Source organism: Bradyrhizobium liaoningense, from assembly GCF_018130825.1.
In the GTDB taxonomy this organism is placed as follows: domain Bacteria; phylum Pseudomonadota; class Alphaproteobacteria; order Rhizobiales; family Xanthobacteraceae; genus Bradyrhizobium; species Bradyrhizobium liaoningense_B.
Genome location: NZ_JAFCJS010000001.1, coordinates 816,572 through 838,147, shown reverse-complemented (window position 1 = coordinate 838,147; position 21,576 = coordinate 816,572). Strand labels below are relative to the sequence as shown.

The window sequence follows — 21,576 nt, the reverse complement described above, 5'->3', positions numbered from 1 at the left end:
TCTGATAGTTCGAGACCGAATGCCGCGGCAAGTGCCGGTCGTGTTGCGCTGCACACTTGCCATCAACCCTCCGAATGGAGGTCGGATATCGCGGACGTGATTGCGGCGAATGCGCGGCCTGGAAAAATTTGGCGGCGAGGCCGTAACAAGCCCGCACCTCGATCCGTCGAGACCAAGTAGCGGCGTCCGTCGCTGACAAACACCATCTCGAAGGGAAGATGATCCATGACCATTCGTACCCGTATCGCGCTCGGCGTCTCGGCTGCCGTTCTCTCGCTTGGCCTCGCGCTGTCGCCGGCCGCTTTTGCCCAGGACAAGATGGGCAAGGACGACGGCATGATGAAGAAGGACACGATGTCCAAGGACGGCATGAAGAAAGATGCCATGTCCAAGGACGACGGCATGAAGAAGGATCACATGTCGAAGGACGGGATGAAGAAAGACGACGGGATGATGAAGAAGAACTGATCTTCTGTCGTCGCCGGCGCGCGTGCAAAAGGCAGACGCGCGCCCGGGAGAGTCCGGGGGCGGTCACATGGACCGCCCCGAATAGATGTCTCCGTTCAATTTCAGTTGAACGTGACCTCTGAACGCCACGTCGTGAACGCTACTTCCGCTTGGCCTTGCGCGCTGCGTAGCGGGCGTCACGCTTGGCCTTCTGCTCGGCCTCGAGCGCGGCTTGCCTTTCGGCGGCTTCCTCAGCCTCACGCGCGATCCGTGCGGCTTCGGCGGCCTTGGCTTCCTCCTCGAGGCGCTTCTGCTCGGCCTTGTCCGCCTCGCGCGCTGCCTTTGCCTCGGCGCGCTTGGCCGCGAGGGCCTCGCGTTCGGCGCGGCGAGCCGCTACCGCCGGATCATCGTGTCCCGGCTGCGACTTGAACTTGTTCAAAAGATTTTTGCGGGCGTCCTGCGCCGCCTTTTGCCGGTCTGCAAAACCGGGTTCCCTGAATCCACTCATCGACGAGCCTTGTCTTCCTCGCTTTCAATCCTACATCAGTGCCTGTTGGTACGTCGGCTGGGCATAGCAGGCGCCACGCGACGCAGAAGCGTGTACATCGGCGCGCGTCGCGAAGCCACCCATAATCGCAGCCGATCAGGTAGACGAAAAATCGCTCCCCCGACGATCTCTCGTAGCCCCGAAAAACTGCCGAATTGTGATGTCCCTCATAGTGGGCGTCCTGACGCAACGCCTAGCGTCCGCCCCAATACGAGACGGAGCACGGGCATGACCATCTTCCGGCTGAGCCTCAAGGCGCTCGCGGTCATCCTCGTGGTGGCGGTGCTGGCGGGTGCCGCATTGCTGTTTGCCCGTCCGCAACCGATCGAGAACGCCGTTCTGGGCGCCGACTGGGAGTGCAGCCAGACCGCTTTCGTGCTCACGACCTGCGCCCCGCGGGCTCGCGAGGCGGCCCCCGCTGTCGAGACCTCGCGCAAGGATGCGATCCACCAGACCCGGGGCTGAACCGGAAGGGCCGGCCGGGATGTGACGCCACGCCGCAGAGGTGATAAAGCCGGCTCACCCGTGCGATCAGGTTGTCATGTCGAGCCCCGCGTCCAAGCCCGAACCGGGCGAGAAGCCCAAATCCGCGCCAAGGCCTCAACCCGGCGACAACCGCCGCGGCGCCTTTGCCGGCCTGATCATCGCGCTTCTGATCCTCGGCATCGGCTGGTGGCTCGCCCGCGATCTCACCGCGGCCAGCAAGATGCAGGACTGCCTGATGTCGGGGCGGAGCAATTGCAACGTCATCGAGCCGGCCCGCTAGCGGCGCTCCGGCGCGGCCCCTTGGGGCCGAAAAATTGCCGTGATCTTAATCATTTGTAACGGGACTTAGCCGATCAAGCAGGTCAGTTATGTCAGCCGGCATCACCCCGGCGCGAGGCGAATCGTCTATCGCGTGCGGGACACGGCAAGCGAGAAAGTAGGGGGTCAAGCACGCATGAGTGCGTCCAGCCGCAAGAAGATCATCATTCCCTTGGTTTCGGCCATGTCTTTGCTCGCGCTTTCGGCGCAGGCGCAGGAGGCCAGGCCGCCCAGGGACGCGAGCCCGCCACCGGCCGGGCAGGGCGCCGGCGCGCCGCCCCAGACCAATCAGAACATGCGCAAGGGCCCTCCGCCGCAGCAGGCGGCCCGGCCCGCGCAACAGCCCGGCGGCCAGCCGCACGCTGGCGGCCCCGGTCCCGGCCCGCACAATGCGGGCGGCCCGCCGCCCGGCCGCAACTACGCGCGTGGCCCCGCGCCGGAGCGCGACTGGGGCGGGCACGCCTATCGCGGCAATCGCGCCTGGGATGGCGGGCGCTGGCGCCACGAGGTCCGCAACGGCCGCTCCGGCTGGTGGTGGGATGTCGGCGGCGTCTGGTATTATTATCCGCAGCGGATGGCCGGTCCGCCCGCCTACATCTCGGATGACTATTACGACGACGTGCCGGTCGCCTATGCCCCGGCGCCGCCGCCGGTCGCCTACGAACCTCCGCCTCCGCCGCCGCCGGCCGATCCCGGCGCGAGCGCGCTGGGTGGAGCCATTGTCGGCGGCGTGCTCGGTGGCCTGATCTCGGGCAACGCCTCGGGTGCAGCTGCGGGCGCCGTGATCGGCGGTGCCACCGGCGCGATCGCCGGCGCAACGGCGGCCTCACGCCCCGGCTACTACGTGGCCCAGGGCAATTGCTATTACCGTTATCCGAACGGGCAGTATGTGCAGGCCGATCCGCGCGCGTGCTACTGAGCTTCTGCGTAAGGATCTGAAACCGAAGAGGCGGGCGAAAGGCCCGCCTCTTTTGTTTTGGTGCGGGTCGATCCAGTTGCGCGCGGATGAGGGCCGATCGTCTCGCGCGTCAGGCTACCAGCCAGTTGAAGAATGCCATCGCGCCCCAGACCAGGCCTGCGATCCAGGCCAGCGTCACGAGACCGATCGTCGCAAGACACGCGATGCCGAACAGGTCGGACCGCTGTCGTTGTGTCGGGACCCTGGCTTCGGCGGTTGCTTCCTGTGTCATGACGGGAAAGACCTCCCACGCCGTCTCGCGCTCCCCTTGGAAGCGCTGAGGTGCTGTTTAGCGCGAGACGCCGTGCGCAGGCTGTGACGCAATTCACAGATCGCTTGGAATGAGGCCGGGCCTCTCTTTCGCTTGCGCCGCGGAGCGTTTGAAACCGCGAGTGCAAATCCCTTGGTGCAACAACCAAAGGGTGTTTCAATCTCTTATAACAACGTCGGTCCTCCGCAATCATACGGACGAAATTGCCACGCACTTGTCCAGATCGAGCGGCTAAAATAGGACTCATGTGCAACAAGTACGACCCGCAGCACGAAGCCGAGGCCGCAATGAAGCGCGCCGCAGCGGCCGAAGGCGCCGACCGGCAACGCCTGATCGAGCTCGCCATCGCCTGGCATCAGCTTGCCCGCGAGCGTCGCGACGATGAGCCGACCGAGTAGCGGTCGCGCGCGCAATCAGCGCTACGGCAATTCCCTGTTAACATTTGCGCAGCGCTGATTTTCGCGATTGCGATTCGTGCTTTGCGAACGAAGCGGAGTCGGACCGTGAACAAACAAAAAGCTCCGAAGGGGCTTTGGTGTTGTTACGCAGCTTCGCTCTTCGGGACCGCATCGGCATTGACCGAGAGCTTGACGGTATCGCCCTCGACCGCGCCGACATATTTCGTGTCGATGTAGTGGTGGTGGTCCTTGTGGCCCTCCGGACTGTCCTTGCGCGTCAGCTTGATCCGGTTGCCCTCGAGGCGGTCGACGGTGCCGACATGCGCGCCGTTCTTGCCGATGATTTTCATGTTTTCCCTGATTTTCGGCATGATGTCCTCCTAGCGCAGTCTCAACTATGCAGACGGCTCTTCGTTGCAAGGCGCAGCGCGCCGCAGTTGGACCCCAAAGGCGCGCCGGACGTTGAAGGAGAGTTGCAGCTGACAAGCGTCGTATGGAGACCATCGAGGCCTATCTTGAGCGGAAGCACAGGGAGATCGGGCTGCTGAATGGCTGCCTGACCAGCCCGCGGCACGTGCCGTGTCCGCGCTCGGTGGACGAGGTCATCAGGACGAAATTCCAGCTGACTGCCGCGTTGCGCGCCGAGCACGCACTGCAGGACTGGAAGGCGACGGAGACGTCGTGGTCGGCCACGGCCTCTCCAACCAGCGGTCCGTTCACCTTCAGCTACGACTACCAGCGCGCGGATCTGAAGGTGAACGGGCCCTCGTTCTATGAGCGCGAGCCCGGCTGCGGCAGCGAGACGATCTATACCGCCTCCGGGATGGCCGCGATCTCGGCGCTGCTGTTGGCCGCCACCCGGATCTTCGCCAAAGCTGACATCCTGGTCCTGCCGGGCTCCTACGGCGAGACGCTGGAGCTGATCGACCGCTTCGTCCCGGATTTGCGGCTCGTCACCTTGAGGCTGCCGCTGGACGGTGCGTTGGCTGGCGCGGGTGCGCCGCGAATTCTCTTGCTGGATTCCTGCGTCGCCGCCGGCGCGTTCGAAGCGGCGCTGCGCTGCGATGGTTCTGGTGTCGACCTCCTGATCTTCGACACGACATGCTTTGCCGGCCGGTCGGGCCGCATCCGGCGTGTCCTGCGTTGGGCAAGGCGAAGCGGAATCCCCGTGGTGATGGTGCGAAGCCACACCAAGCTCGATTCGCTCGGCGCGGAATACGGCCGGCTCGGCTCCGCGGTGTTCGTCAGTTGGAGCGAGGAGGGCGTCGGGCATTCATTGCCCGAACGCCTCGCAGCAGAGACGCGTGACGCTGTGCGCCTCCTCGGCGGCGCGGCGCTGCCGGCGCATTTTCCGCCCTTCGTGGGCACGGCGGATTATTGGGCCTTAACGAAGCGGCGCGTCGCAGCCATTTTGCGCAATGGCCGCCACGCGGCCAGGCGCTTTGCCCGTGAGCTCGCCTCGCTGTCGGCCGAGCTCCACTTCACCCACGGCCTCTACGTCACGCTGCGCAGCCGGCGTCCCCTCGATGAGGCCAGCGCGCGGCAGGCTGCAGACGCGATGAGCCGCGATCTCGGCCGGGATGGCCTCCCGATTCGCCACGCCGGCAGCTTTGGCTTCGACTTCGCCGCGACGGAATGGTTTCACAATGCGACCACGGACGAGTACAGCGTCCGGGTGGCGGTGCCGGATCTGCCGACCGAGCTGTGGAATGATCTGGCGGCAGCAATCGCGAGGTGGTGGAGGGCGCACCAGTAAGCGGACGGGGAATGATGCGCTGGCCGCCGCGCCTTGGATCAATCGATCGCCAGGCATTGCTCCAGGTGTGGCTTCTCCGAGAGCGGCTTGTCGTGTTGGCCGCGCGACCACGCCTGAACGGCGAAGGCGAGCTCATGCTGGCGCGCCACCGCGTCCGTGATGGACGCCCGCGCCGTCTCGACACGTTTTACGATCGCGCCGGTGTTCACGTCGACGCCGGCGTCAATTGCCAAAAATGATATTGCGATCACGGCCACGGCTGATGCGATGGCCATTCCCGTCCACTCGGATGGTGGCATCGAGGTCCTTATCGGGCGCACGTCGCCCAGCGCATAGATAGGATTGATGCGCCCGGTTCAAAGGCCCGGTGCGGGGTTACCCACGCGTTCGTGAAGAGAAGGAGCGAAAGGTTCTGACGCTCAACTTAGCTGGTTGAGGATGGCGCCAACGTCCAACGGCTACCGAGTCGGGAAAAAGTGGCAATCGCCGAATTAACCTTGGTAAGATGCGAGGGACTGCCACGCCGGTGTTGGGCTCCTGCCCAGCGGACAGGATCAACGAGAAGTCATTTTGGAAGAAGTTTTTGAGGGATCTCGGATAGTGGATAACGAAAACCTTGAGACGCGCGTCGCGCATCTTGAAGGGCAGCTTTATCGGTTGTTAGTTGCCCTCTGCTGCGCGCTCAGCACCATTCTCGTGCTCATCTTCTACAACAGGCACCCGTACTTCAGCGAACAGGACCTCGGCGCCTTGGTAACGCGAGTAGTCGGCACTGCTGCATCAGCTTTCGTGGTGGGATGGCCGATCGTTAGATGGGTTGTCGGCAAGAAGTCCGAATAGACTTCGAATGCACGCCGAGGGTGGAGATGCGAATGAAGACCTTCTCCTCATTGCGGAGAAGGATCTGCAAAGTGTGTGTAGACGCGTCTGATACGGGTTTTGCAAGAGACGAACGTCCATCATCTTGAAAACACTGGCGATCCCGGCAGGACTCGAACCTGCAACCCGCGGAGTAGAAATCCGCTACTCTATCCAGTTGAGCTACGGGACCGTCTTGGGCCGGCCGGATTGGGCGGCTGGCCGTTCATCTAGCATGCCAATATGAAAAATTGGGTGTTTCGCCAAGTCTGAACCGAACCGTTTTCCTCATTGCCGCGACAAAGCGGAACGGTGGGGTGTCAGGGTGCCGGGTTGAGCGGCAGCGGACTGGACGATGGATTACATCGCCGGGAACGCTGAACAGCTTCCGGGACACGGCCGCCGGACGATTGGCTAGGTGTTGCTGCGCCATCAGGACGGCGTGCGCGGCGGTATCTGGACCGGTCTCCTCTGGGCCTGCCTTTGTCATGGCGAATGCGACGTTTTGCACCTCTGGTTCCATCGCCTTGAGTCCGTCACCTTTCCACGCATTTCATGCGACAAGCGGCGTTCGTCCGCGATTTCCGGGAGTCCATCCATGATCGGTCTTGTTCGCGCCGTCACAATCTGCGCCGCGCTGGCGCTCGGTCTTAACGCGGCGCAGGCCGCCGACAAGGCCTTCAAACGCGACGATCTCGCCGATTCCGCCATCAAGCTGGAGGCGCAGATCAAGAGCGAGGCGGGGCCGGTCGCCAAGACCAACGCGACGCTGCGCACGGATGCCGACGCCGCCTTCAAGCGCAACGATTACCGCACCGGCCTGTCGGTGCTCGGCCAGATTGCGGCCACCACGCCTGAGGATGCCGGCAACTGGCTGCGGCTCGCCAAGGTGATCTTCCAGATCTGGCCGAAGAACTCGAGCGAGCAGACCTTCCTGCTGGAGCGCGCCTCGACCGCGGCCTACATCGCTTACATGCGCGCCGGCAATCCGGGCGAGGAGGCGGACGCGCTCGCCGTGCTCGGCAAGTCGCTGGCCGAACGCAAGCTGTGGCGGCCGGCACTGGATTCGCTGCGGCTGTCGCTCGACCTGCGCGAGGTCGCCGATGTCCGCGGGCAATATGAGAAGCTGCGCGACGAGCACGGCTTCCGGCTGCTCGACTACACCGTGGACTCGGATTCGGCGAGCCCGCGCGCCTGCTTCCAGTTCTCGGAGGAACTCGCCAAGCGCACCGACTTCGCGCCGTTCCTGGCCCTCGCAGGGCAGGACAAGCCGGCGCTGTCGGCGGAGGGCAAGCAGCTCTGCGTCGACGGGCTGAGGCATGGCGAACGCTACAACATCAATTTGCGCGCCGGCCTGCCGTCGACAGTGAAGGAGGGGCTGCCGAAATCGGCCGAGTTCAATATCTATGTGCGCGACCGCAAGCCGTTCGTGCGCTTCACTAGCCGCGCCTATGTGCTGCCCAGGACCGGCCAGCGCGGCATTCCCGTGGTCAGCGTCAACACGCCCGCGGTCAACATCAACGTCTTCCGGATCGGCGACCGCAATTTGATCAACACGGTGGTCGACAGCGATTTCCAGAAGACGCTCACCAAATATCAGCTGAGTGATCTCGGCGATGAGCGCGGCGTCAAGGTCTGGTCGGGCGAGCTTTCGACCGCGATGACGCTGAACCAGGACGTCACCACGGCATTCCCGGTCGACCAGGCGCTCGGCGAGCTCCAGCCCGGGGTCTACGTGATGACCGCGGCGGCCAAGGGCCCGGGCTCGGACGACGAGTACCAGCTCGCCACGCAATGGTTCATCGTCTCCGACCTGGGTGTCAGCGCCTATTCCGGCAATGACGGCATCCACGTCTTCGTCAACTCGCTGGCGTCGACCGATCCGGTCGGCAAGGCCGAGGTGCGGCTGGTCGCCCGCAACAACGAGATCCTGGCGACGCGCAAGACCGACGAGACCGGTCACGTGCTGTTCGAGGCAGGCCTTGCGCGCGGCGAGGGCGGCCTGTCGCCGGCGATGCTCACGGTCACCGGCGAGAAGGCGGACTATGCCTTCCTCAGCCTGAAGACGTCGGCCTTCGACCTCTCCGACCGCGGCGTTGCGGGGCGCGCCGTGCCCGCCGGCGCCGATGCCTTCGTCTATGCCGAGCGCGGCGTCTACCGCTCCAGCGAGACCGTCTTCCTCACTGCGCTCTTGCGCGACGGGCAGGGCAATGCCGTGACCGGCGGGCCGATGACGCTGGTGGTCGAGCGCCCCGACGGCGTCGAATACCGCCGTGCTGTGCTGTCCGACCAGGGCGCCGGCGGCCGCACGCTGTCCGTGCCGCTCAACTCGGCCGTTCCGACCGGCACCTGGCGCGTGCGCGCCTTCACCGATCCGAAGGGCGCGTCGGTCGGCGAAACCACCTTCATGGTCGAGGATTACGTTCCTGATCGGATCGAATTCGATTTGTCTGCCAAGGACAAGCTGATCAAAGCTAACGCTCCAGTGGAGCTTAAGGCGGACGGTCATTTCCTTTATGGCGCGCCGGCCTCGGGCCTTGCGCTCGAAGGCGACATGCTGGTCGCGCCTGCGGCCGGACGCCCGGGCTTTGCCGGCTATCAGTTCGGCGTCGCCGACGAGGAGACCACCTCGAACGAGCGCACGCCGCTCGAGAACCTTCCCGAGGCCGATGCCAATGGCGTTGCGACCTTCCCGGTGACGCTGGACAAGCAGCCGGCGTCGACGCGTCCGCAGGAGGCGCAGATCTTCGTGCGCATGGTCGAGACCGGCGGCCGCGCCGTCGAGCGCAAGATCGTGCTGCCGGTCGCGCCCACTGCTGCGCAGATCGGCATCAAGCCGCTGTTCGGCGACAAGAACGTCGCCGAGGGCGACAAGGCCGAGTTCGACGTCGTGTTCGTCTCGCCCGAGGGCCAGACCCTTCGCCGCGATGGCCTGCGCTACGAGCTCCTGAAGATGGAGTCGCGCTACCAGTGGTACCGCCAGAACAATTACTGGGAGTACGAGCCGGTCAAGTCGACCTCGCGCGTCGCCGACGGTGACGTCACCATTGCAGCCGACAAGCCGTCGCGCATCTCGCTCAGCCCGCAGCCCGGCCGTTATCGGCTGGACGTGAAGTCCAACGATGCCGACGGCCCGGTGACCTCGGTGCAGTTCGACGTCGGCTGGTACTCCGACGGCAGCGCCGACACGCCGGACCTGCTGGAAACCTCGATCGACAAGCCGCAATACGCCTCCGGCGACACCATGACGGTGTCGGTCAATGTCCGCAGCGCCGGCAAGCTCACCATCAATGTGCTCGGTGACCGCCTGCTGACGACGCAGACCGTCGACGTCAAGGAAGGCACCGCCCAGGTCAAGCTCCCGGTCGGCAAGGACTGGGGCACCGGCGCCTATGTGGTGGCGACGCTGCGCCGTCCGCTCGATGCGGCGGCCCAGCGCATGCCGGGCCGGGCGATCGGCCTGAAATGGTTCGGCATCGACAAGCAGACCCGCACGCTTGCCGTGAAGCTGACGCCGCCGGCGCTGATCCGCCCCAATGCGATGCTGAAGATCCCGGTCAGGCTCGACGGGCTCAATCCGGGCGAGGACGCCAAGGTGGTGATTGCCGCGGTCGATGTCGGCATCCTCAACCTCACCAATTACAAGCCGCCGGCGCCGGATGACTACTATCTCGGCCAGCGCCGCCTGAGCGCGGAGATCCGCGATCTCTACGGGCAGCTCATCGACGGCATGTCGGGCACGCGCGGCCAGATCAAGTCCGGCGGCGACGCCGGTGCCGCGGAGCTGCAGGGCTCACCGCCCGCGCAGAAGCCGCTGGCGCTCTATTCGGGCATCGTCACGGTCGCTGCCGATGGCACGGCGGAGGTGAGCTTCGATATTCCGGAGTTCGCCGGCACCGCACGTGTCATGGCGGTGGCGTGGACTGCCACAAAACTCGGCCGCGCCAATACCGATGTCGTGATCCGCGACCCCGTGGTGCTGACCACGACGCTGCCGCGCTTCCTGCTCAACGGCGACCACGGCACGGTCAACCTCGAGATCGACAATGTCGAGGGCCAGGCCGGCGACTACGTCATCAACGTCAAGACCGGCGGCCCGGTGAAGATGACCGGCAATCCCGCAACCACCGTGAAGCTCGCCGCCAAGCAGCGCAACGCGTTCACGCTCGCGCTCGATGCGACCGCGGCGGGGCAGGCGACGCTCGACGTCGACATCAAGGGGCCGAATGGCCTTGCGCTCGCGCGGCACTACGCGTTCGACGTCAAGGCGGCAACGCAGGTGCTGGCACGGCGCTCGATCCGGACACTGGCGAAGGGCGAGAGCCTGACGCTGACCTCGGACATGTTCTCCGATCTCGTGCCTGGCACCGGCAGCGTCTCGGTCTCGGCCAGCCTGTCGACCGCGCTCGATGCGGCGACGATCCTGAAGGCGCTCGACCGCTATCCCTATGGCTGCTCGGAGCAGATCACGAGCCGTGCCATGCCGCTGCTCTATGTCAACGAGCTCGCGGCCGGCGCGCATCTCGCCATGGATACCGAGGTCGACCAGCGCATCCGCGATGCGATCGAGCGTCTCCTGGCCCGTCAGGGCTCCAACGGCTCGTTCGGCCTGTGGTCGGCCGGCGGCGATGATGCCTGGCTCGATGCCTACGTGACGGACTTCCTCACCCGGGCCCGTGAAAAGGGCTTTGCGGTGCCGGACGTGCTGTTCAAGAACGCGCTCGATCGCATCCGCAACTCCGTCGTCAACGGCAACGAGCCCGAGAAGGACGGCGGCCGCGATCTCGCCTACGGCCTCTACGTGCTCGCACGTAACGGCGCAGCTCCCATCGGCGATCTCCGCTATCTCGCCGACACCAAGCTGAACAACCTCGCAACCCCGATCGCGAAGTCGCAGCTTGCCGCAGCGCTGGCCCTGGTCGGCGACCGCAACCGCGCCGAACGCGTCTATGGCGCGGCGCTCGACAGCCTCGCGCCCAAGCCGGTGCTGGAGTTCGGCCGCACTGACTACGGCTCGCAGCTGCGCGATGCCGCAGCGCTGGTCTCGCTCGCCAGCGAAGGTAATGCGCCGAAGGCGACGCTGACGCAGGCGGTGTCCCGGGTCGAGACCGCCCGCGGTCTGACGCCCTACACCTCCACGCAGGAGAATGCGTGGCTGGTGCTGGCGGCGCGGGCGCTGGCCAAGGAGAACCTCTCGATCGAGGTCGACGGCCAGCCGGTCAAGACCGCGCTCTACCGCAGCTACAAGGCGGACACGGTGAGCGGCAAGCCGCTGAAGATCACCAACACCAGCGATGCTCCGGTGCAGGCGGTGGTCTCGGTGTCGGGCTCGCCGGTGACGCCGGAGCCTGCGGCATCGAACGGCTTCAAGATCGAGCGCAGCTACTACACGCTCGACGGCAAGCCCGCCGACATCAGCAAGGTCAAGCAGAACCAGCGCTTTGCGGTGGTGCTGAAGATCACCGAGGCCAAGCCCGAATACGGCCACATCATGGTGTCCGACTATCTGCCGGCGGGCCTGGAGATCGACAACCCGAAGCTGGTGTCGTCGGGCGACAGCGGCACGCTGGACTGGATCGAGGACGGCGAGGAGCCTGAAGACACCGAGTTCCGCGACGACCGCTTCACGGCGGCGGTTGATCGCGCCTCGGATTCCAAGTCGGTGTTCACCGTCGCCTATGTCGTCCGGGCGGTCTCGCCCGGCAAATACGTGCTGCCGCAGGCCTATGTCGAGGACATGTACAATCCCTCGCGTTATGGGCGGACGGGCACGGGGACTGTCGAGGTGCGGGCGGCGAAGTGAGTGGTGGCGCGATGAGCGAAGGCGATAACAGCTCTCGTCATTCCGGGGCGATGCGCAGCATCGAACTACGGCGCGCAATTGCGCGCCTGAGAATCTCGAGGTTCCGGGTCTGGTCCTTCGGACCATCCCGGAACGACAGCAGCGGAGGAAGGGGCAGGGGCCATCGCCTCCTCTCCGCCGCCGCCTTCACGCTCATCCTCGCCATCATCGGCTTCGTCGGCTGGGTCTACTCTCTCGGCCCGCTTCCGCTCGACGAGGCGCGTCAGGTCTCCACCACCATCGTCGATCGCAACGGCAAGCTGCTGCGTGCCTATGCGATGGCGGACGGGCGCTGGCGGCTGCCGGTCGATGCCAAGACCAATGTCGATCCGACCTATCTGAAACTGCTGTTCGCCTATGAAGACCAGCGCTTCCACGCGCACAACGGTCTCGACCCGCTCGCACTTGGCCGCGCCGCCTTGCAGCTTGGAACGCGTGGCCACATCGTCTCCGGGGGCTCGACCATCACCATGCAGCTCGCCCGGCTGATGGAGCCGCGGCGGCAGCGCTCGCTCTACGCAAAACTGCGGCAGATCGTGCGTGCGATCGAGATCGAGCGCAGCATGAGCAAGGAGCAGATCCTCGATCTCTATCTGGCTCTCGCGCCTTACGGCGGCAACCTCGAAGGCATCCGCGCCGCCTCGATCGCCTATCTCGGCAAGGAGCCGAAGCGGCTGTCGCTGGCCGAGGCCGCATTGCTGGTCGCGCTGCCGCAATCGCCGGAGACGCGCCGGCTCGATCGCTTTCCCGAGGCGGCGCGCAAGGCGCGCGATCGCGTGCTCGATCGCATGGTCGAGGAGCATGTGGTCAGCGCCGACGACGCGGCGCAAGCCAAGTCCGTGCCGGTACCGACACTGCGCAAGCCGATGCCGATCCTGGCGCCGCACGCCTCCGACACCGCGCTGTCGACCGTGAAAGACAACCCGGTCATCAAGCTGACGCTGGATGCGACCTTGCAGAAGGTGCTGGAGCCCTTAGCGCGCGACCGCGCCATCGCGCTCGGGCCCAACATCTCGGTCGGCATCATCGTGGTCGACAACGAGAGCGGCGACGTGCTCGCGCGCGTCGGCTCGGCGGATTATTTCGACGAGACCCGGGCAGGGCAGGTCGACATGACCCGCGCCATCCGCTCGCCGGGCTCGACGCTCAAGCCGTTCATCTACGGGCTCGCCTTCGAGGACGGCTTTGTCCATCCCGACAGCCTGATCGACGACCGGCCGGTCCGCTTCGGCTCCTACGCGCCGGAAAATTTCGACATGACCTTCCAGGGCACGGTGCCCGTGAGGAAGGCGCTGCAATTATCGCTGAACGTTCCCGCCATCGTGCTGCTCGACCGCGTCGGATCGAGTCGACTGGCCTCGCGGCTGCGGCAGGCCGGTGGCAATCTCATCTTGCCGAAAGACGAGGCGCCGGGCCTTGCCATGGGCCTCGGCGGCGTCGGCGTGACGCTGCAGGATCTCGCGCAGCTCTATGCCGGCTTCGCTCGTCTTGGAACCACCAAGCCGCTGCGCGAGATCGTCACCACCAAGGACGATCGTGAGCCGTTGCGGCTGCTGGATCAGGTCGCCGCCTGGCAGGTCGGCAACGTCCTGCTCGGCACGCCGCCGCCGGAGAGCGCGGCCCACAACCGGATCGCCTTCAAGACCGGCACCTCCTACGGCTATCGCGATGCCTGGTCGGTCGGCTTCGACGGCCGCATGACCATTGGCGTCTGGGTCGGCCGGCCCGACGGTGCGCCGGTTCCCGGCCTGGTTGGCCGCATGGCTGCTGCTCCGATCCTGTTCGACGCCTTCGCCCGGAGCGGCAAGACGCTGAGCCCGCTGCCCAAGCCGCCCAAGGGAACCCTGGTCGCCAGCAACGCGAAGTTGCCGTTGCCGCTCAAACGGTTCCGCCCGGTCGGGGAGCTCGTGCGGACCGGGGGCGAGCAGGCGCTGCACATCCAGTTCCCGCTGAACGGCTCGCGGATCGACGTCGATCGCTCGGGGGGGCCCGAGGGCGCCGCCATGCCCGTCAAGGTCGCCGGTGGCGTTCTGCCCATGACCGTGATGGTTAATGGAACCTCACTCGGTGAGATCGACGGCCGACGCCAGCGCCTGATCGATCCGCCCGGCCCGGGCTTTGCACGGCTCACCGTGATCGATGCCACGGGCGCCGCGGACACAGTTGTCATTCGAATTCAGTGACCCTGCCTTAAGCGGTTGTGGCGATGGCGGTTTCAGCGTAAGCGGAACCAATGGCCGAGACCTACCCAAGCCCCCGTTTTGGAGCGCCCCGTGAGCCGAAATCGCCCGTGAATCCGGGTAGCCGGCTCGTGACCATGCTCGATATCGCCACGGCCAGCCACGCCCGCGCGGTCGCTTTCCTGCTGCTGTGCGCACTGCTGCTGTTCCTGCCGGGCTTCTTCACCATCCCGCCCGTCGATCGCGACGAGGCGCGGTTCGCGCAGGCGACCAAGCAGATGGTCGAGAGCGGCGACTATGTCGACATCCGCTTCCAGGAGGACGTCCGCTACAAGAAGCCGGTCGGCATCTACTGGTTGCAATCGGCCGCGGTTGAAGCCGCATCTGCACTCAGGCTGCCGAAGGCCGAATTGCGCATCTGGGTCTACCGGCTGCCGTCGCTAATAGGTGCGATCGGCGCGGTGCTGATGACCTATTGGGCCGCGCTCGGCTTCGTCACGCGGCGCGCCGCGGTGCTCGCGGCGCTGCTGCTGTGCGCCTCCGTGCTGCTCGGCGTCGAGGCGCGGCTCGCCAAGACCGACGCGATGCTGCTGTTCTGCGTCACCGCCGCGATGGGCGCGATGGCGCGGGCCTACCTGTCGTGGCAGCGCGCCGAGGACGAGACCCGTCCGCCCTGGAGCTGGCCCGCGATCTTCTGGACCGCGCTCGCGGTCGGCATCCTGATCAAGGGCCCGCTGATCCTGATGTTCGCTGGGCTCACCATCGTCGCGCTCGCGATCCTGGACCGCGATGCCTCCTGGCTGTGGAAGCTGCGCCCGGTCTGGGGCCTGATGTGGATGCTGGTGCTGGTGCTGCCCTGGTTCGTCGCGATCTTCTGGCGCGCGGGCGAGACCTTCTTCGCCGATTCCGTCGGCGGCGACATGCTCAGCAAGTTAGGGGCGCAGGAATCCCATGGCGCACCGCCCGGGATGTACCTGGCGCTGTTCTGGATCACCTTCTGGCCGGGAGCGCCGCTGGCGGCGATGGCGGCACCCGCGGTTTGGCGAGCCCGGCGCGAGCCCGGCGCGCAATTCCTGCTGGCCTGGCTGATCCCGTCCTGGATCGTGTTCGAGGCGGTGCTGACCAAGCTGCCGCACTACGTGCTGCCGCTGTATCCGGCGATCGCGATCCTCACCGTCGGCGCGCTGGAGCGGCGCGTGCTGTCGCGGTCCTGGCTGATGCGCGGCTCGGCCTGGTGGTTCGCGATTCCGGCGGCGGCCTCGATCATCGCGGTGGTCGGCGCGGTCATGCTGACCCGGCAGCCGGCCTTCGTAGCCTGGCCGTTCATCGCGGCCTCGCTGATCTTCGGCCTGTTCGCCTGGTGGCTCTACGACAACAACCGTGCCGAACGCTCGGTGCTCAACGCGCTGGTTGCGGCCCTGATGCTTGCGGTCGTGGTCTACGGCATCGTGCTGCCGTCGCTGACCCCGTTGTTCCCGAGTATCGAGATCGCGCGCGCGCTTCGCAACGTCAGCTGCGTCGGGCCCAAGGCGGCCGCTGCCGGCTACCACGAGCCGAGCCTGGTGTTCCTGACCGGCACGCAGACGCTGCTCACCGACGGCTCGGGCGCGGCGGACTTCCTGCGGCAGGGCAGCTGCCGCTTCGCGCTGATCGAGCAACGTTCGGAGCGCAGCTTCGTGCAGCGCGCCGAGGCGATCGGGCTGCGCTACAAGGTCGGCGCGCGCATCGACGGCTACAATTTCTCGCAAGGGCGCGCGATCTCGATCTCGATCTTCCGTTCGGAAGGCACCGAATAGGATGTCGGCCCCGACCCATAGCGCGCCGCGCCCGGGCTATCCCGCGCAGTTGCTCACCGTGACGGGGCATGCGCTGGGGCAGCTCGTGCGCTCGCCGTCGCATTCGCGCCGCGCCGAGGCCGCACGAAAGCTGGCGCGACATTCGCTCTGGCTCAGCGCTGTCGGCGCGGCCGCGGTCATCGCGCTGATGCTGGCGTTCGACCTGACCGAGATCCAGCTGATGCCGGCGCGCGGCACACCAAGCCTGTGGCCGATCCGCATCCTCACCGATTTCGGCAAGGACGAGTATGTGCTCTCGGTGCTGGGCGTCGCGCTGGTGATCGTGGCACTGATCGCCGCGGGACTTCACGGCACTCGACGCACGTTGCTGCTGGGCTTGGGCACGCGGCTGCAATTCCTGTTTCTGTCTGTTGCCTTGTCCGTGTTCGTCGGCGAGATCCTGAAATTTCTCATCGGTCGCGGGCGTCCGTTCGTCGGCGGCAAGGCCGATCCGTTCAACTTCATCCCGTTCGAGGGCTCGGGAGCCTATGCCAGCCTGCCGTCGGGCCACGCGATCACAGCGTTCGCGCTGGCGTTTGCGGTCTCGGCGTTGTGGCCGCGGCTGCGGGTGTTCATGTTCACTTACGCAATCGTGATCCTGCTGACGCGTCTGGTGCTGCTCGCGCATCACCCCAGCGACGTCACCGCCGGGGCCCTGGTCGGCATCGTCGGTGCCATGACCGTCCGCTACTGGTTTGCGGCGCGCCGGCTCGCGTTTGCCATCCGTGCCGACGGCACCATCGTGCCGCTTCCGGGGCCGGTCACAGCGCGCCTCAAAAGGGTTGCCCGCGGAGCGTCCGCCCCATAAAAGCGGCTGCCTGCCGGGGTCGCCGGTTCCCCGAGGGGCAGGCCAATTCCAACCACGAGTCTCGATTTGTCGACGTCCCAGCCATCGGTTTCCATCGTCGTTCCCGTGCGCAACGAAGCCGACAACATCGCGCCCCTGATCGAGGAGATCACGACGGCGCTCGACGGCCGCTGGGATTACGAGATCATCTACGTCAATGACGGTTCGACTGATGCGACCGGCGAGCGGCTCAAGGCCATCATGGCGGAGCGGAGCAATCTGCGTCAGCTCCGCCACGCCAGATCAGGCGGCCAGTCGGCTGCGGTGCGCAGCGGCGTACGCGCCGCGCGCGGGGTGATCGTGGCAACCCTCGACGGCGACGGCCAGAACAATCCGGCCTTCCTGCCGGACCTGATCGCTGCGGTGGAAAAAGGGGCGGGGCGGGTCGGCCTCGCCGCGGGACAGCGCGTCGGGCGCAAGGACACCGGCTTCAAGAAATTCCAGTCGCGCGTGGCCAACAAGGTCCGCAATGCGATCCTTCAGGACGGCACGCGCGACACCGGCTGCGGGCTGAAGGCGTTCCGCCGCGACGTGTTCCTGATGATGCCCTATTTCGATGGGCTACATCGCTTCCTGCCGGCGCTGGTCCGCCGCGAGGGCTACGACATCGCCTATGTCGACGTGATCGACCGGCCGCGCCGTTCCGGCGTGTCCAATTATGGCTTCTTCGACCGGCTGTGGATCGGCATCATGGATCTCGCCGGCGTGTGGTGGCTGATCCGCCGCAAGAAGTCGACACCAGATGTGACCGAGGTGAACGCATGATCATTCAATACGGTCAGGCGCTGAGCAACTATCTCTACGACGTCTTCGTCGCCAAGTTCGACTTCTGGCTCGCATTCGGCCTGGTCGCGCAGCTGTTCTTCACCGCGCGCTTCCTGGTGCAGTGGATCGCGAGCGAGCGCGCCGGCAACAGCGTGGTGCCGATGGCGTTCTGGTTTTGCTCGATGGGCGGCGGGCTGATGACGCTGGTCTATGGCGTCGTCAAGCGCGAGCCGGTGATCATCCTCGGACAGGCGCTCGCGACCATCATCTATGTCCGCAACATCATGCTGATCGTCAAGAACCGCGGCCGCGCCTCGAAGACGCTGGAGCGCTGACCAGGGACCGAGGGCGGCAGGGCATCCAGACTTCCCGATTGGCATGCGCAAGTCACCGATAGTTCTGTTCGTATCGGTTGTTCTGGTCGGCCTGGTCTTGCTCGGGCTCGGCCTTGTCGAACTCGGCGGCACCATCGCATTTCTCGCGAGGGCCGAGCAGACCGATGCGCGTTTCGCCGGCGCCGTCGCGCGCAGCGGTGGAAATCATGGCGGGACCTTTCTCTATCCGACGTTTCGATTCACGACGCGCGAGGGGCGCGTAGTGACGTTCACGTCCTCATCTGGATCAACCGGGCAGCCCTATGCGGAGGGCGAGCGGGTCAGGATCGCCTACGATCCCGGGCGGCCCGAGGATGCGCGGCTGCTGTCGTTCCTGACATTGTGGATCGTGCCTGGCCTGCTCTGCGGCGCCGGCCTGCTTCTGGCCGGAGGCGCTGTTCTCGTTCGCGTCGCCCTAGCGCGGCAGCGCCGAGGCCGCGCCTGAAGCGGGCAGGGCGGCCGTCTCCGCCTCGTGCCTGCGATAGGGCTCGCCGGCGGCATCCAGCACGGGATAGGCGACCGAGCAGATATGCGAGTGGATGCGGCGCAGATCGCGCAGCACGTCGAGATGCAGCGAGGTGGTCTCGATGGTCTCGGGCCGGCCCTCGCGCAGGCGGTCGAGATGGCGCTCGACGGCGGCAAGCTCGGTGTTCTTCAGCGTGGTCTTCTCCACCAGCAGCTTGCGCGCCTCGTTGGCATCGCCCGACATGAACACGCCGAAGGCGATCCGCAGCGATTCCATGGTGCGCTTGTGGAAGGCGGCGAGCTCCTCGGCGCCCTCGGCCGAGAACTGGAAGCGGCGCTTGATCTTCTTGGTCGCAAGCTCGCTCAGGCTCTTGTCGATGATGTCGCCGATATGCTCGAGGTTGATGGCGAAGGAGACGATTTCCATCGCGCGCCGTCCCTCGCTCTCGTCGAGGCTGCCGCGCATCAGCTTGGTCACGTAGAGCTTGATGGCCTCGTCGAGACCGTCGACGGCATTGTCCATCTTCGAGACCTGGTCGACCAGCCCGCGGTCGCCCGTCATCATCGCGGTCATCACCTTGCGCAGCATGATTTCGACGAGATCACCCATCCGCAGCACCTCGCGGGCGGCGTCGGCCAGCGCCAGCGACGGCGTCTCCAGCGCGCTCTCGTCGAGATAGCGCGGCCTGGCCGGGTCGGTTTCCTGCACGCGATCGGGGAGAAGGCGGGTCAACAGACGCGACATGGTGTCGAGCAGTCCGATGAAGATGATGGCGGTGCCGACGTTGAAGGCGATGTGGAAGGCCGCCGTCATCTTCGCGAGATCCGGCTGCCAGGCATGCATGTGCGCAGCGATCACGCCCAGGAACGGCAGCACGAGCGCGATCCCGATCACGCGGTTGACGAGATTGCCGACCGGCAGGCGATAGCTCGCGGGATCGTCGCGCCTGGCGCCTTCGAACACGGGATTGATGGCGCTGCCGAGATTGGCGCCCAGCACCAGCGCCAGCGCTGCCTCAGGCGAGATGAACTGCGAATAGGCCAGCGACATGATCAAGAGCACGCTGGCGACGCTCGAATGCACCGCCCAGGTGACGAGCGCGGCGATGACGATGCATAGCACGGGATCGCCCGTGATCGCCGACATCACGACGCGCATGCCGGGTGCGTTCTCCGCCGGGGCCAGCGTGTCGAGCAGGATGTGCAGCGACAGCAGCATCAGGCCGAGGCCGATGCAGACGCGGCCGATGTCCTTGATCCGGGAGCGCGGTCCCGAGCGGAAGGCGACGAGGCCGAGCACGAACAGGACGGGCGCGACGGCGGCGATGTTGAACGACAGCACCTGCACGATCAGCGTCGTGCCGACATTGGCCCCCAGCATGATGGCGAGCGCGGCTGCGAGGCTGACGAGGCCCTCGGCCGCGAACGAAGAGGTGATCAGGGCAGTCGCCGTGCTGCTCTGGAGCAGCGCGGTGAGCGAGAGCCCGGCGGCGAACGCGCTGATGCGGTTGCCGAGCGCCTTGCCGAGCAGCCGCCGCAGGTCGGGACCGAACGCGCGCAGGATTCCGCTGTGGACCATGTGCAGGCCCCACAGCAACAGCGCAACGCCGCCCATCAGATCGAGCAGAACCAACGTTCCCATTCTCCGTGTCCGGATTGGAGTCGATTGGTGAGGCTAGCGCCAAATGCTTGAGGATCAAACCATTTGTTGGCGCGTCGGCGTTAACGTTTGCGCCGGTTGCTCGTTCCCGCGGCGCGATGCCTTGTGAGCAGGCTCACATTGCCGCCTTGAGGGCAGCGAAGCCGCGATCGAGATCGGCCTTGAGGTCGTCGACGCTCTCGAGGCCGATGTGGAGTCGCAGCGTCGGCCCGCCGGGCGCCCACTTGGTCGCGGTGCGATAGTCGCTGCAGTCGAAGGGAATCGCGAGGCTCTCGAAGCCGCCCCAGGAAAAGCCCATGCCGAACAGCTTGAGCGTGTTGAGCATGGTGTCGACCGCCTGCTGCGGCGCCGGCTTCAAGACGATGCTGAACAGGCCCGAGGCGCCGGTGAAGTCGCGCTTCCAGATCGCGTGGCCGGGATCGGTCTCCAATCCGGGATGCAGCACGCGCGCAACCTCGGGACGCCCCGCCAGCCAGCGCGCCATGTCGAGCCCGGAGCGATGGTGCTGCGCGAGCCGCACCGACAACGTGCGCAGGCCGCGCAGCGCCAGGAAGACGTCGTCGGGGCCAGCGCAGACGCCGAGCAGGCGGATGCCTTCGGACACCATCGGCCAGGCCTTGGCATTGGCCGAGATGGTGCCGAACATGATGTCGGAGTGACCGCCGATATATTTGGTGGCGGCCTGCATGCTGATGTCGACACCCTGCTCGAGCGAGCGGTGATAGAGCGGCGTCGCCCAGGTGTTGTCGTCGATGACGAGCGCGCCCTTCGCATGCGCGACCTCGGCGATGGCGCGGATGTCGGGCATTTCGAACGACTGCGAGCCCGGCGCCTCCACCAGCACCGCGCGGGTGTTGGGCTTGAACAGCTTGTCGATGCCGGCGCCGATCAGCGGATCGAAATAGGCGGTCTCGACGCCATAGCGGGTCAGCATGCCGTTGCAGAAATTGCGCGAGGGCCGATAGACGTTGTCGACGACCAGAATGTGGTCGCCGGCCTTCAGCACCGAGAGCAGGGTGGTGGAGATCGCCGCGAGCCCCGACGGCACGATGCCGACGCCGGCGCATTGCGGCCCCTCCAGCGCCATCAGCGTGTCCTGGAACGCCCTGGTCGTCGGGGTGCCGTGGCGGCCATAGGTGAACTCGCCGCGATGGGCGTGCAGGTCCTCGGCGGTCGGATAGAGCACGGTCGAGCCGTGGAACACCGGCGGATTGACGAACCCCTTCTGCGCCTTGGTGTCGCGGCCGGAGGTGACCAGCCGGGTCTCGGCCTGCTGCTGGGAGGGGTGCGAGGAATCCATGCGCCTGCTTTCAAAACCGCGTTTCCGCCGGGGCGCCTTGCGCCGTGGGGGCCGGCCGAAAGGCCGCTGTCGTTAATAACAGAACACAGAAGAGTCCCGTCAACCCCTTGACCCGGCTCGCCAGTCGTTCTGTGATGCGCAGGTGCTGTTCAGTCGCCGCATGTTGAGGGGCCTGCCGCGACCTTCGATCCATCGTCTGACCGAACCTGGCGCCACGGCCATCATGGCGGGCGCCTGCGGCGGGGATTAAGGTATGGCCTCCCGGGATC

20 protein-coding genes and 1 tRNA gene are annotated in these 21,576 nt (G+C 66.1%); 14 read left to right on the top strand and 7 right to left on the bottom strand.

Annotated elements, in window-relative coordinates; translation table 11 throughout:
* Nucleotides 1–225 precede the first annotated feature (225 nt).
* Complete coding sequence (locus JQ603_RS03990) at nt 226–468, top strand: pentapeptide MXKDX repeat protein (protein ID WP_130367076.1); 243 nt, start codon at nt 226–228, stop codon at nt 466–468.
* Nucleotides 469–607: 139 nt separating this feature from the next.
* Here the strand turns inward: JQ603_RS03990 and JQ603_RS03985 are convergent, their stop codons facing one another.
* Nucleotides 608–955 (bottom strand): DUF6481 family protein, encoded by a 348-nt coding sequence (locus JQ603_RS03985; RefSeq protein WP_212336687.1) that lies wholly within the window; start codon nt 953–955, stop codon nt 608–610.
* A gap of 267 nt (nt 956–1,222) precedes the next feature.
* On the opposite strand from JQ603_RS03985, the gene JQ603_RS03980 reads away from it, so the two are divergent.
* From JQ603_RS03980 to JQ603_RS03970, 3 genes are all read left to right on the top strand, one after another.
* Nucleotides 1,223–1,459 (top strand): hypothetical protein, encoded by a 237-nt coding sequence (locus tag JQ603_RS03980; RefSeq protein ID WP_212336685.1) that lies wholly within the window; start codon nt 1,223–1,225, stop codon nt 1,457–1,459.
* A gap of 76 nt (nt 1,460–1,535) precedes the next feature.
* Complete coding sequence (locus JQ603_RS03975) at nt 1,536–1,760, top strand: hypothetical protein (protein WP_212336683.1); 225 nt, start codon at nt 1,536–1,538, stop codon at nt 1,758–1,760.
* A 174-nt stretch (nt 1,761–1,934) separates the two neighbouring features.
* Entirely contained in the window at nt 1,935–2,717 is a 783-nt protein-coding gene (locus JQ603_RS03970; RefSeq protein WP_212336681.1) for a hypothetical protein, read from the top strand.
* A 109-nt stretch (nt 2,718–2,826) separates the two neighbouring features.
* Here JQ603_RS03970 and JQ603_RS03965 read toward each other — a convergent pair whose 3' ends face one another.
* The gene (locus tag JQ603_RS03965) at nt 2,827–2,988 is read right to left on the bottom strand and encodes a hypothetical protein (protein WP_212336680.1); all 162 of its coding nucleotides are present in this window, start codon (nt 2,986–2,988) and stop codon (nt 2,827–2,829) included.
* Between the two features lie 284 nt (nt 2,989–3,272).
* Here JQ603_RS03965 and JQ603_RS03960 point away from each other — a divergent pair, with 284 nt between their 5' ends.
* Nucleotides 3,273–3,425, top strand: a complete 153-nt coding sequence (locus JQ603_RS03960) for a hypothetical protein (protein WP_018641837.1) — start codon at nt 3,273–3,275, stop codon at nt 3,423–3,425.
* Nucleotides 3,426–3,568: 143 nt separating this feature from the next.
* Here JQ603_RS03960 and JQ603_RS03955 read toward each other — a convergent pair whose 3' ends face one another.
* The gene (locus tag JQ603_RS03955; RefSeq protein ID WP_212336678.1) at nt 3,569–3,796 is read right to left on the bottom strand and encodes a DUF2171 domain-containing protein; all 228 of its coding nucleotides are present in this window, start codon (nt 3,794–3,796) and stop codon (nt 3,569–3,571) included.
* A gap of 122 nt (nt 3,797–3,918) precedes the next feature.
* Here JQ603_RS03955 and JQ603_RS03950 point away from each other — a divergent pair, with 122 nt between their 5' ends.
* The gene (locus JQ603_RS03950) at nt 3,919–5,181 is read left to right on the top strand and encodes a hypothetical protein (protein ID WP_212336676.1); all 1,263 of its coding nucleotides are present in this window, start codon (nt 3,919–3,921) and stop codon (nt 5,179–5,181) included.
* A gap of 38 nt (nt 5,182–5,219) precedes the next feature.
* Here JQ603_RS03950 and JQ603_RS03945 read toward each other — a convergent pair whose 3' ends face one another.
* Complete coding sequence (locus tag JQ603_RS03945; protein ID WP_245003368.1) at nt 5,220–5,456, bottom strand: hypothetical protein; 237 nt, start codon at nt 5,454–5,456, stop codon at nt 5,220–5,222.
* Nucleotides 5,457–5,781: 325 nt separating this feature from the next.
* Between JQ603_RS03945 and JQ603_RS03940 the strand changes: the two genes are divergently transcribed.
* Nucleotides 5,782–6,021, top strand: coding sequence for a hypothetical protein (locus tag JQ603_RS03940; protein ID WP_212336672.1), 240 nt, complete (start codon nt 5,782–5,784; stop codon nt 6,019–6,021).
* Between the two features lie 134 nt (nt 6,022–6,155).
* On the opposite strand, the gene JQ603_RS03935 is transcribed toward JQ603_RS03940, so the two are convergent.
* Nucleotides 6,156–6,232 (bottom strand) — tRNA-Arg (locus tag JQ603_RS03935).
* A gap of 405 nt (nt 6,233–6,637) precedes the next feature.
* Between JQ603_RS03935 and JQ603_RS03930 the strand changes: the two genes are divergently transcribed.
* From JQ603_RS03930 to JQ603_RS03900, 7 genes are all read left to right on the top strand, one after another.
* Nucleotides 6,638–11,842, top strand: a complete 5,205-nt coding sequence (locus tag JQ603_RS03930; protein ID WP_212336670.1) for an alpha-2-macroglobulin family protein — start codon at nt 6,638–6,640, stop codon at nt 11,840–11,842.
* 11 nt (nt 11,843–11,853) lie between these two features.
* A complete protein-coding gene (pbpC, locus tag JQ603_RS03925) occupies nt 11,854–14,064 on the top strand; it encodes a penicillin-binding protein 1C (RefSeq protein WP_245003367.1) in 2,211 nt (736 codons plus the stop codon).
* A 50-nt stretch (nt 14,065–14,114) separates the two neighbouring features.
* Nucleotides 14,115–15,857: an ArnT family glycosyltransferase gene (locus JQ603_RS03920; protein ID WP_212336668.1), complete on the top strand. Its 1,743-nt coding sequence runs from the start codon at nt 14,115–14,117 to the stop codon at nt 15,855–15,857.
* A gap of 1 nt (nt 15,858) precedes the next feature.
* Nucleotides 15,859–16,704 carry a phosphatase PAP2 family protein gene (locus JQ603_RS03915; protein ID WP_212336666.1) on the top strand — a complete coding sequence of 282 codons (846 nt, stop codon included), beginning with the start codon at nt 15,859–15,861 and terminating at the stop codon, nt 16,702–16,704.
* Between the two features lie 66 nt (nt 16,705–16,770).
* Nucleotides 16,771–17,508, top strand: coding sequence for a glycosyltransferase family 2 protein (locus JQ603_RS03910; RefSeq protein ID WP_212336664.1), 738 nt, complete (start codon nt 16,771–16,773; stop codon nt 17,506–17,508).
* Complete coding sequence (locus JQ603_RS03905; protein WP_130367048.1) at nt 17,505–17,843, top strand: lipid-A-disaccharide synthase N-terminal domain-containing protein; 339 nt, start codon at nt 17,505–17,507, stop codon at nt 17,841–17,843. The genes JQ603_RS03910 and JQ603_RS03905 overlap by 4 nt, the downstream gene beginning before the upstream one ends.
* 43 nt (nt 17,844–17,886) lie before the next feature.
* Nucleotides 17,887–18,327 (top strand): DUF3592 domain-containing protein, encoded by a 441-nt coding sequence (locus tag JQ603_RS03900; protein ID WP_212336662.1) that lies wholly within the window; start codon nt 17,887–17,889, stop codon nt 18,325–18,327.
* Here JQ603_RS03900 and JQ603_RS03895 read toward each other — a convergent pair.
* Entirely contained in the window at nt 18,298–19,989 is a 1,692-nt protein-coding gene (locus tag JQ603_RS03895; protein ID WP_212336660.1) for a Na/Pi cotransporter family protein, read from the bottom strand. The two genes, JQ603_RS03900 and JQ603_RS03895, sit on opposite strands and share 30 nt — an antisense overlap.
* A 133-nt stretch (nt 19,990–20,122) precedes the next feature.
* Nucleotides 20,123–21,307 (bottom strand): cystathionine beta-lyase, encoded by a 1,185-nt coding sequence (gene metC / locus JQ603_RS03890; RefSeq protein WP_212336658.1) that lies wholly within the window; start codon nt 21,305–21,307, stop codon nt 20,123–20,125.
* Nucleotides 21,308–21,576: the final 269 nt, after the last annotated feature.